This window comes from Gordonia spumicola (assembly GCF_009932475.1).
Classification (GTDB): domain Bacteria; phylum Actinomycetota; class Actinomycetes; order Mycobacteriales; family Mycobacteriaceae; genus Gordonia; species Gordonia spumicola.
On sequence record NZ_BJOV01000001.1, the window covers coordinates 337,643 to 348,811 of the forward strand.

Annotated in this window: 4 protein-coding genes; all 4 read left to right on the forward strand. The window is 71.0% G+C overall.

The genetic code is table 11. The annotated features are described in order from the left end of the window. The first annotated feature begins 88 nt into the window (after positions 1-88). The 4 genes from GYB83_RS01750 (at position 89) to GYB83_RS01765 (ending at position 11,140) form a co-directional block, all read left to right on the forward strand. Positions 89-1,528, forward strand: coding sequence for an ATP-binding cassette domain-containing protein (locus GYB83_RS01750; protein ID WP_371864981.1), 1,440 nt, complete (start codon positions 89-91; stop codon positions 1,526-1,528). Then, positions 1,525-2,343 carry an ABC transporter permease gene (locus GYB83_RS01755; protein WP_161893842.1) on the forward strand — a complete coding sequence of 273 codons (819 nt, stop codon included), beginning with the start codon at positions 1,525-1,527 and terminating at the stop codon, positions 2,341-2,343. The genes GYB83_RS01750 and GYB83_RS01755 overlap by 4 nt, the downstream gene beginning before the upstream one ends. Continuing rightward, positions 2,340-3,176 carry an ABC transporter permease gene (locus tag GYB83_RS01760; RefSeq protein ID WP_161893843.1) on the forward strand — a complete coding sequence of 279 codons (837 nt, stop codon included), beginning with the start codon at positions 2,340-2,342 and terminating at the stop codon, positions 3,174-3,176. The genes GYB83_RS01755 and GYB83_RS01760 overlap by 4 nt, the downstream gene beginning before the upstream one ends. Before the next feature lie 92 nt (positions 3,177-3,268). After that, a complete protein-coding gene (locus GYB83_RS01765; RefSeq protein WP_161893844.1) occupies positions 3,269-11,140 on the forward strand; it encodes a non-ribosomal peptide synthetase in 7,872 nt (2,623 codons plus the stop codon). The last annotated feature ends 29 nt before the right edge of the window (positions 11,141-11,169 follow it).

The following is an 11,169-nucleotide window of genomic DNA, read 5'->3' on the forward strand; positions in this document are numbered from 1 at the left end:
AAACGCCGGTGGCCGTGTAGGCGATAGTCATAGGGATCTTTACTAAGGTCTGAGACAGTCATCGACGACGATGGAGAGGGGGCGATTCGTGCCAGACGCGTACGGTCGATCCGCCGGGAGTCCCGGCGACCGCGAGCGGTCACGGCACGTCGCCGAACCTCTCGAGCAGACGATGCCGTGGGTTCCGGAAGACGATCCGATCCTCCGTGAGCTGCGTGCATGGCGTGACGACCTGTCCGCGCGCGAGCCGGCCCCCGCCGCGGCGCGCGTCGAGCAGCGCGAGATCGTAGCGCCCCGGACGCCGGTTCAGGCGTATTCGTCCGTTTCCGGCACCGTTCCGCCGCCGGTCCCGCGTCCCGTCACCCAGGCTCCGGTCCCCGAACGACCCGTCCGACCCCGACGGTCCCGGCCGCGTCACGCTGCGTGGAACGTCATGTCGTCAACGCCGCCCGCGCCCATCGAATCGATGGAGGAGCTGCGGCTTGCCAACCAGAGCACCGTCGCGTTCCCGTCCGTCGACCCGGCGTCGCTCGAGCCGTCGTCCGACGGTCCGCCCGCGATCGTCGCGAAGAACCTGAAGAAGACGTTCGGCGACTTCACCGCCGTCCACGACGTGAGCTTCGAGGTGGCCAAGGGCACCATCGTGGCGATCCTCGGCCCGAACGGCGCAGGCAAGACCACCACCGTCAACATGCTCTGCACGCTCCTGCCGCCCGACGGCGGCAGCGCGAGCGTCGCCGGGCACGACGTCGCGTCCAACCCGTCCGGGGTGCGGTCGTCGATCATGCTGACCGGCCAGTTCGCCGCGCTCGACGAATCGCTCACCGGCCGCGAGAACCTGATCCTGTTCGGCCGCCTCCTCGGACTGTCCAAGAAGGACGCGACGCGACGCGCCGACGAACTCCTCGACGAGTTCTCCCTCGTCGAGGCGGCGGGCAGGCGGGTGGGCCAGTACTCGGGCGGCATGCGCCGACGCATCGACATCGCGTGCGGTCTCGTCACCGCTCCCGAGGTGGTGTTCCTCGACGAGCCGACGACCGGCCTCGACCCGCGCAGTCGCCAGGACGTGTGGAACCTCGTCGAACAGCTCCGCGACAGCGGCGTCACCATCCTCCTGACCACGCAGTACCTCGAAGAGGCCGACATGCTGTCGGACAACATCGTCGTCATCGACTCGGGCCGGGTGATCGCCGAGGGCACCTCCGACGAGCTCAAGGCGCAGACCGGGGCCGCGTACTGCGAGGTGACGCCCGCTCACCCGGCGTACCTGCCGCGCCTTCGGGCGCGGCTCCGAGACCTGATCGGCCCGACGGACGTCGCCGACGGCGACACCGAACAGGGCGCCGTGTCGGTGCCCGCGCCCCGCGGCCCGGAGACGCTCGCCGAGGTGATGAGACGCACCGAGGCCGCGAAGATCCCGCTGGCCGACATCGCATTGCGTCGCCCGTCGTTGGACGAGGTGTTCCTTGCGTTGACCGGAGACCGCGCGACGCAGGATTCTGCAGTCGGGAGGACCGACGAACAGTGACAGCACAGACGGAAACCCCACGCCCCGTCGAGACTGTCAGTACGCCCACCGGGCTCCGTACCCTGCGGCAATGGCAGACGTTGACCGTCCGCGGACTGAAGAAGGTCCTCCGGAACGGCGAGTTCGTGTTCGCGTTCATCGCCCCGGCGTTCCTGGCGCTCTGCTTCTACCTGCCGCTGCGCAAGGTGATGGACGCGACCGGTGATCTGGACTACGGCTCGTTCCTCATGCCGATCATCCTGCTGCAGGCGATGAGCTTCGCGGCGACGTCGGCGGCCATGCGGGCGGCGTTCGACGTCAGCCAAGGCATCAACACCCGTTTCCGGGTCCTCCCCATGCCCGGCTGGGTTCCGCTCGCCGCCCGCATCGTCACGAACGTCGCGCTGCTGGTGGTGTCGATGGTGTGCGGCGTGATCGCCTGCCTGATCATCGGCTGGCGGCCGGGCGGCGGGGTCGGCGGCACCGCGGTCCTCTTCGCGACCACCCTCGGCATCGGCCTGCTGCTCGCCCTGCTCGCCGACGGCCTCGGTCTGGTGGCGAACAGCCCCGAGGCCACCAGCCAGGTGCTCGGCCTGCCGACGATGATCCTCGGCATGGCGTCGACGGGCTTCGTCCCCGAGGAGCGCTTCCCCGAGTGGATCCAGCCCTTCGCGCGGAACCAGCCGATCTCGCAGTTCGTCGCGGTCCTGCGCGGCGCCGACTCGACCGAACCGCTGACGTGGTCGATCGTCGGGCCGACTGTCTACTGGTGCATCGGCATCGCGGTAGTCGCGATCGTGTTGATCCGCGCCGGCGTCCGGAAGGCGGGCCGATGACGACCGTGACCGACGACTCCGCCGTGCGGGGACCGGCCGCGCACGCCGTGGCCGAGAAGTCGCTGCGCGCATGGGCGACCCACAGCGCGGTGCTCACCTGGCGGCAACTGCTCGTCTACATCCGTGACGTCCCGACCGTGCTGCAGTCGCTGATCGTTCCCGGGCTGTCGATGTTCCTGATGAAAGTGGTCCTCGGCGACTCGGTCGGCGCGGCCACCGGACAGAACAGCCTGTACGGCACGGTGCCGCTGATGATCCTGATCGGAGCGATGGGCGGCTCGATGGTGTCGGCGATCCGACTGAACAAGGAGGGGTCGACGGGACTGCTGGCGCGCCTGTACGTCCTGCCGATCCACCGGGCGGCCGATCTGACGTCGAGAGTCGTCGCCGAGATCGTCCGCATCGTGGTCCTGACCTGCGTGCTCCTGATCGTCGGCTACGCGATGGGCTTCCGGTTCACGCAGGGTCCGCTCGCCGCGCTCGGCCTGGTCTGCGTACCCGTCGTGTTCGGCGCGGCCTACGCGGTCTTCGTCCTCGCGTTGTCGGTCAACTCGCCTCCGGGCGCACCGCTCGTCCAGTACCTCGGCCTGCTGATGAGCGTGCTGATGTTCTTCAACTCGGGGTTCTCGCCGATCGAGGGCTACCCGGGATGGCTTCAGCCGATCGTCGCCAATCAGCCGATGACGCCGGGCATCGAACTCATGCGCGGGCTCGCCGCGGGCGGCGAACTCGCGACGCCGCTCCTCAAGGTCGCGATCTGGACGGTGCTCCTGATCGGGGCCAGCGTCTATCCGGCGCTCATCGGCTATCGGAAGGCGGCGACGAGCAGATGACCTGACCGGCGACCGGACAACGGTGGAACAAGATGCCCGACTCACCTCGGGCGAGGCCGTGCACATGCGCACCAGCGAAAGGGTAGATGGCGATGAGTGAGGACGACCGTCGGACGGACAGTCCGCTGCTGCCGTTGACAGCCGCTCAACGCGGCATGTGGTTCGCCGAGAACATGTCGGCCGACTACTCGGTCAACGTCGCCCAGTACCTGGACATCCGGGACGTCGACCGTCCGCTCGACGTCGACGCCGTGGTCGGCATGCACGATCTCGGCGCCCGCGAACTGGAGAGCGCCTTCACCCGTCTGGTCGACGTCGACGGGACGCCGATGCAGTACATCGACCAGTCCCTGCCGTTCACCCTCGAACAGGTCGACCTGCGGTCGTCCGACGATCCGGTCGCCGCGGCCCACGACTGGATGAACGACGACTACCGCCGCCCGGTCGATCTCCTGTCCGGGACCCCGCTCGCGCGTGCGGCGCTGCTCCGCGTCGCCGACGACCGGGTGTTCTGGTACCTGCGGGGACATCACCTCCTCCTCGACGGATTCGCCGCCTTGAACTCGGTGCTCCGGCTCGTCGAGCGCTACAACGCGAAGATCGACGGCCGGGAGTTCGAGTCGAAGCCGCATGCGGACGTCGCCGAACTCGTCGCCGACGATCAGGCGTACGCAGCGGGCACCCGCCGTGCACGGGACCGCGAGTACTGGGCCGAACGCGCCGCCGACCTGCCCGAACGAGTGACCCTCGCCCAACGTGCGGCGACGGCCGCGCTCTCGCCGGTCAACCTCGTGGCGGGGCGAGTCCTGGACGCGGGTTTCCAGAGTCGGCTCGGCGCCCTCGCGGTGGAGCGTTCCAGCTCGATCGCGGTGCTCCTGACCGCCGGCTTCTCGGCGTACCTCGCGCGGATGACGGGCACCGACGAGGTCGTGCTGAGCATGCCCGTCACCGGACGCGCATCGGCGAAGACCAAGCGGGCCAGCGGCATGGTCTCGAACATGCTTCCCGTACGGGCCAGCGACGTCGTGCACGCCTCGTTCGACGAGCTGATCGGCCAGATCCAGCTGGAGCTGACCGGCGTGCTCCGCCACCAGCGGTACCGTTTCGAGGACATCCGGTTCGACGCCGGGATGCGGGACGCGTCGACGGCGTCGTTCGGGCCCATCGTCAACATGGTGTTCTTCGACAAGCCGATCGAGATCACCGGAGCGCAGGTGTCGTACCACATCCTGGCGTCGGGCATCCTCGAAGACCTGCGGATCAACTTCTATCAGGCCAGCCCCACCTCGCCGGTGTACGTCGACCTGCACGGCAACCCGAACCTGTACACCGAGCGTGAACTGTCGGTTCACCTGGACCGGTTCCTGGCCTTCTTCGAGAACGCCGTGACCTCGCCCGGGGCCCCGCTCGGCGAGATCGCGCTCGCGACCGACGACGACCTGCGTGCGGTCGACGACGCGGGCCGCGGCGAGGACGTCGACTACACGCGGGCGGGCACACACCTGCTCGAGCAGTTCGAGCATCGGGTCGCCGAGCGCCCGGACGCGGTCGCGCTGCGGTTCGAGGGCTCCGACGTGACCTATGCGGAGTTCGACGACATGCGTCGGCGCCTCGCCGGGACACTGGTGGCGGACGGGGTGCGACCCGGCGACCGGGTGATCGTCGCGCTCGACCGCGGCGTCGACCAGATCGCCGCCGTCTACGCCGTGATCACCGCGGGCGCCGCCTACGTGCCCGTCGACCCGTCGCACCCGCGGGACCGGCGCGACCTGGTCGCGGACGCCGCGGGCGCACGCACGGTGATCGACGTCGACTACCTCGCGTCCAGGGGGAGGGGCGATCGCGTCTCCACCGTCGCGCTGCCGCCCGCCGCGGCCGCGTACGTGATCTTCACGTCCGGCTCGACCGGCACGCCCAAGGGCGTCCAGGTGCCGCACGGCGCGGTGATCAACCGCCTGGCCTGGACCGACGAGCATTACCCGCTGACCGGGGACGACCGCGTCCTCTACAAGACGCCACACACGTTCGACGTGTCTGTGTGGGAGCTGTTCTGGCCGCTCGCGGTCGGCGCGACCACGGTGATCGCGAAGCCGGACGGGCACCGCGACCCGGCCTACCTCAACCGGGTCATGGTCGACGAACGCGTCAGCGTGCTGCATTTCGTCCCGTCGATGCTCGACGTCTACCTGGACGATCGGGCGGGCAGACCCGCGGGCGAGGCGTTGTTCGCCGACTCCGTGCGCCGGATTTTCACCTCGGGCGAGGCTCTCACCGGCAAGTCGGCCGACCGCGTCCTGACGGCCTCGGACGTCGACCTGATCAACCTGTACGGGCCGACCGAGGCCGCCGTCGACGTGACCGAGCACCGCGTGGTCGCGGGCGAGGCGACTCCGCCGATCGGTGCACCGGTCCCCAACACCGGAGTCCTGGTCCTCGACGATCGGCTGATCCCGGTGCCGCCGGGTGCGCCGGGTGAGCTGTACCTGACCGGCGCCCAACTCGCGCACGGCTACATCGGGCGGGCGGCGCTCACGAGCGAACGGTTCGTCGCGTGCCCCGGGGGCGACGCCGCCCGCATGTACCGCACCGGCGACCTCGTCCGGTGGAACGCCGACGGTGAGCTCGACTACCTGGGACGGACCGACTTCCAGGTCAAGATCCGCGGTCAGCGGGTGGAACTCGGCGAAGTCGAGTCCGTTCTCGTCGACCACGCCGACGTGGACGCCGCGGTCGCGATGGTGCGCGACGACGTCGCGTCGACGCCGACTCTCGTCGCCTACGTCCGCGTGTCGAACCCCAGGACGGGCGAGCCGGAACTGCTCGCGTGGAGCCGTCGCCGACTGCCGTCGCACATGGTGCCGACCGCGGTGACCGTGCTCGACGACTTCCCCCGCAACTCGTCGGGGAAGACCGACCGCCGCGCCCTGCCCGCGCCGGTCGTCCGGACCGCCGCGTACGAGGCTCCCCAGTCCGAGATCGAGATCGAGTTGGCCGGGATCATCGCCGACCTGCTCGGGATCGACAGGGTGGGCCGCACCGACAACCTGTTCGCACTCGGCGGCAACTCGCTGGTGGCGGCGCGACTGGTGACGAGGGCCAGGGACGGACTCGGGGTGGACCTTCGCGTCAGCGACGTCTTCGAGGCGAGCGACCTCGCCGAGCTCGCGGCGGGCGCCGTCCACGCGGATCACGACTCGTCGTCGCCGCTCGTGCACATCGATCCGCGACCGGAGACGATCCCGTTGTCGACGGCCCAGTCGCGGCTGTGGCTGGTGAACCAGATCGATCCGACGGCGGCCACCTACAACATGCCGGGCGCGGTGCGGATCGGTCCCGACGTGGACGTCGACGCGCTCGACGCCGCGGTCCGGGACGTCGTCAGGAGACACGAGATCCTGCGCTCGCGGTTCGTCGCGCTCGACGACGGGACCCAGGCGCAGGTGGTCGGCTCGACGTCGTCGATGGCCGACGCGATCGTCCTGACGCCCCAGCCGACCGACGACGTCGACGCCGCGGTCCGGATCATCGCCGACACCGGCTTCGACCTGACCGTCGACGCCCCGTTCCGCGCCCGCCTCGTCCGTGACGCCGCGGGCTACGTCCTCGTGGTCGTCGTCCATCACATCGCGGCCGACGGGTACTCGCTGATCCCGCTGATCGCCGACCTCGGCGCGGCGTACGCGGCTCGCCGTGCCGGCTCCGTCCCCGACCTCGACTGGGACGGCCTGCAGTACGCCGACTACGCGATCTGGCAGAACCGTCACCTCGTCCGCGACGGAGCCTCGACGCTGGTCGCCGACCTCGACTTCTGGCGCACCGAACTCGCCGACCTGCCCGAACTGCTGCCGCTGCCGACCGACAGGCCGCGCCCGGCGGTGGCCTCCGGTCGCGGGGCCTACGTCGACCTCGCGGCCGACGGGGTGCTCGCGGGCGGTGTGCGGGACCTCGCGAAGGCCGCGGGCGTCACGCCGTTCTCGGTGATCCACGCGGCGATGGCGCTGGTCCTCGCCCGCTGCAGCGGCACGACCGACATCGCCGTCGGCGTGGCCGTGGACGGTCGACGCGACGATCGACTGAACCGTCTCGTCGGCATGTTCATCGACACCGTGGTCCTGCGCACGGACGTGTGCGAGCGGGCGAGCCTCGGGACCTACCTGAGCGACGCCCACCGCGTGCGGGCCAGGGCCCTCTCGCGTGCGACGGTTCCGTTCGAGCGGGTCGTCGAAGCGCTCGCGCCCGCCCGGTCGGCCGCCCACACACCACTGTTCCAAGTCGGCCTCACGATGCTGTCCGACACGACGGGCGCGGTGCGCGGGGCGTCGGACATGCAGCTTCTGGACGCTCGCGTGCCCGCCGCGAAGTACGACGTCTCGGTCACCGTCACCGAGCGCGCCGACCGACTCGACTTCGAGGTGTCGTACGCGACCGACCTGTTCGACAGGGCGTCGGCGCTCTGGTTCGGGCAGGCGGTGCTGCGTGTCCTCGACCAGTTCACCCAGGCGTCGACGGACCTTCCGGTCGCCGCCATCGACATCGTCGACGCCCGATCGTTCGCCGAACTGACCCGCCCGCCGACCGCGGCCGTCGACGCGGTGACCCTCGGCGACCTCTGGGACGCGCACGGCGCCGCCGATCCCGGCACGGTCCGCGACGGCGACGCGGTCCACACGCGCGCCGACTTCGACGCCGCGTCCAACCGCCTCGCCCGGGAGCTCATCGCCGCAGGCGTGGGTCCGGGCGACGTGGTGGCCGTCGGATTCCCGCGTGGCGTCGCGTCGGTCACGGCCCTGGTCGCGGTCACCAAGGCGGGTGCGGCGTTCGTCAGCGTCGACCCGGCCCTGCCCGTCGAGCGACGCGCCGAGATCGTCGCCGACTCCGGCGCAGTCCTCGCGCTCGGATCCCAGGGCATCGGCGGCGTCGACTGGATCGAACCCGCCGCGGCCGACCGGTCGGGCGACCCGATCCGGCCGGACGAGCTGCGTCGCGCGGTCCACGCCGACGACGTCGCCTATCTGATCTACACGTCCGGTTCGACGGGCAAGCCGAAGGCCGCGGTCGTCAGCCATCGCGGCCTCGCGAACATGACCGCCAACCAGCGGGACGTCCTGCGCCTGGACGAGACCAGTTCGGTGCTGCACGTGGCCGCGACCAGTTTCGACGCGTCGGTCTTCGAGATCACGATGGCCCTGTGCAGCGGGGCGTCGCTCGTCGTCAGCCCGCCCGACGTCTTCGCGGGCGACGACCTCGTCAGGGTGATCGCGGACGGAGGCGTGACGCACGCGGTGATGACGCCGTCCGTGCTCGCGGGCCTCGACCCGGAGTCGGTGCCGAGCGTGAGCACGGTGATCAGCGTCGGCGAGGCGTGCCCGCCGGAACTCGTCGACCGCTGGGCCGACGCGGGTCGCTCGTTCTTCAACCTGTACGGGCCGACCGAGGCGACGATCTGGGCGACCGCCGCCGGACCGCTCGCGGCAGGCGACGAGGTGACGATCGGTCGGGTGGTCCCCGGTGTCGGCGCGCTCGTGCTCGACGGCGGACTCCGCCCGGTTCCGGTCGGCGTGGCCGGCGAACTGTTCCTCACCGGCGATCAGCTGGCGTTGGGCTATCTCGGCAGGCCGGAGCTGACCGCGGCCCGGTTCGTCGCGTCGCCGTTCGGGGCCGAGGGCACGCGGATGTATCGGACCGGAGACCGCGTGACGCGCCTCGCCGACGGATCGTTCCGCTACCTCGGCCGCACCGACTTCCAGCTGAAGATCCGCGGCATGCGCGTGGAGCCGGGCGAGGTCGACGGGGCCCTGTCTCTTCATCCGGACGTCGCCATGACGCTCACCGTCGGCGCGCCGGGCCCGTCCGGCGGCACCGTGCTCGTGTCGTACGCCGCGCCGCGCGGCGGGGCGCGGCTGGACCCGGTCGCGCTGCGGGCACACGCCGCGGGGCTGCTGCCCGCGCATCTCGTCCCGCACACGGTGGTTCCGGTCGAGACCTTCGTGACGAACACGGTCGGCAAGATCGACAGGTCGGCGCTGCCCGCCGTCGACTTCGCGGCCGACCGCGTGTTCGTGGCTCCGCGCGACGACGCGGAACGGCTCGTCGCCGAGGTCTTCGCGGCGGAACTCGGCACGGACCGGGTGAGCGTCACCGACGACTTCTTCGCACTGGGCGGGACATCGCTGTCGGCGGTCGCGGTGAGCGGTCGGCTCGGCAAGCTCCGCGGCCGTCGCATCGCGCTGCGCGACGTGTTCGAGCATCCGAGCGCCGCCGAACTCGCCGCGTTCCTCGACACCGCGGACGTCGCCGTCGAGGAGCCGCTGCGGCGTCGCGCCGGGGCCGGACCCGTCCCGGTGTCGGGGGCACAGCGGTCGATGTGGCTCGTCAACAGCGTCGACCGCACGTCGTCGGCCTACAACATCGCGCTCGCCCTGCGGCTGGAGGGCCCTCTCGACACCGGAGCCATGCGCGGCGCGCTCGACGACGTCCTGGCCCGCCACGAGGCGTTGCGGACGGTCTATCCGCTCGTCGACACCGATCCCGTCCAGGCGGTCGTGCCGCGGGCGGAGGCCGCCGCCCGCGTCGAATTCGACGTGCGCGACGCGGGCGACGACCTGCCGGGAGCGATCGCCGCGGTCACCGGTCGAGGTTTCGACCTGGCCGCCGACCTGCCCCTGCGCGCGGCCCTGCTGCGCACGGGCGACGACCATGTCCTGGTCCTGTCGATCCATCACATCAGCGCCGACGGCGCGTCGATGGCCCCGCTCGCCGTCGACATGATGACGGCGTACGCCGCACGGGTGTCGGGCACGGCTCCGACCTGGCACGAGCTGCCGATCCAGTACTCCGACTTCGCCGACTGGCAGGCCCGCAGGCTCGCCGCCGTCGGAGCCGACGGCCGGACGCTGGAACAGCGTCAGCTCGACTTCTGGCGGGACGCGCTCGCCGACGCCCCGTCGCGACTGGAACTGCCGATCGACAGGATTCGGCCCAAGAACCCGTCGTTCGTCGGGGACGCCGTCGACTTCGTCCTCGGCGCGGAGACCGTCGCCGCGCTCGACCGCCTCGGACGGTCGTACGGGGCCTCGTTGTTCATGGTCACGCACGCCGCGTACGCGATCCTCCTGGCCCGGCTCGCCGGGCAGCGCGACGTGGTGGTCGGAACGCCGTACGCGGGCCGCGACAACGCGGTCCTCGAACCCCTCGTCGGCATGTTCGTCAACACCCTCGCCCTACGCAGCCGGGTGGATCCGGGCGAGCGTTTCGTCGACGTCCTGGACCGGGTGCGGGTCGACGACCTGGCGGCCATGGCGAACGCCGACGTCGCGTTCGACGACATCGTCGCCCGAACGGGCACCGGAGCGGGCTCGTCGAGTGCGCTCTTCCAGGCGATGTTCGTCTTCCAGAACCTCGCGTTCCCGCGCGTGGAGATCGCGGGCCTGACGGTCAGCGCGGAGGACGAGCAGTTGACGTCGGCGAAGGTCGACGTGCAGCTCACCCTCTTCCCGAGCGACCCGAAGGACCCGACCGCGGCAGGCGACGTGCGCGGCCAGCTCGTGTACTCGACCGACGTCTTCGCCCGCAGCACGGGCGAGGCCATGGTCGAGAGGTACGTGCGTCTCGTCGAGGCGATCGCGGCCGATCCGGAGGCGATCGTCGGCGACATCGACCTGGACGAGCGGATCGACGAGGCCGCGGGCGACGCGCCGCGCGGCCTGTCCGACCTGGTCGCGGACGCGGCCGCCGCGATCCCGACCGCGGTGGCCGCCGAACACGACGGCTCCACCGTCACCTTCGGCGACATCGAGGCGACGATCGGGGCGCTGGAGGCCGCGATGCCCGGCACCGACCGCGACTCGCTGCTCACGATGACCCTGATGAGCCTGCTGCCGACCGTGGGCCCGGCCGGGCCCGCCGCCTTGGAGGGCGTGCTCGCGATGCTGCGGGCGAACGCCTCGCCCGCGGACGCACGATAGACGACCGAATGAATCGAGATAGGGGAGTG

Coding starts and splice junctions, on each gene's coding strand:
- GYB83_RS01765 (WP_161893844.1), top strand. CDS start 3,269: ATGAGTGAGGACGACCGTCGGACGGACAGTCCGCTGCTGCCGTTGACA.
- GYB83_RS01760 (WP_161893843.1), top strand. CDS start 2,340: ATGACGACCGTGACCGACGACTCCGCCGTGCGGGGACCGGCCGCGCAC.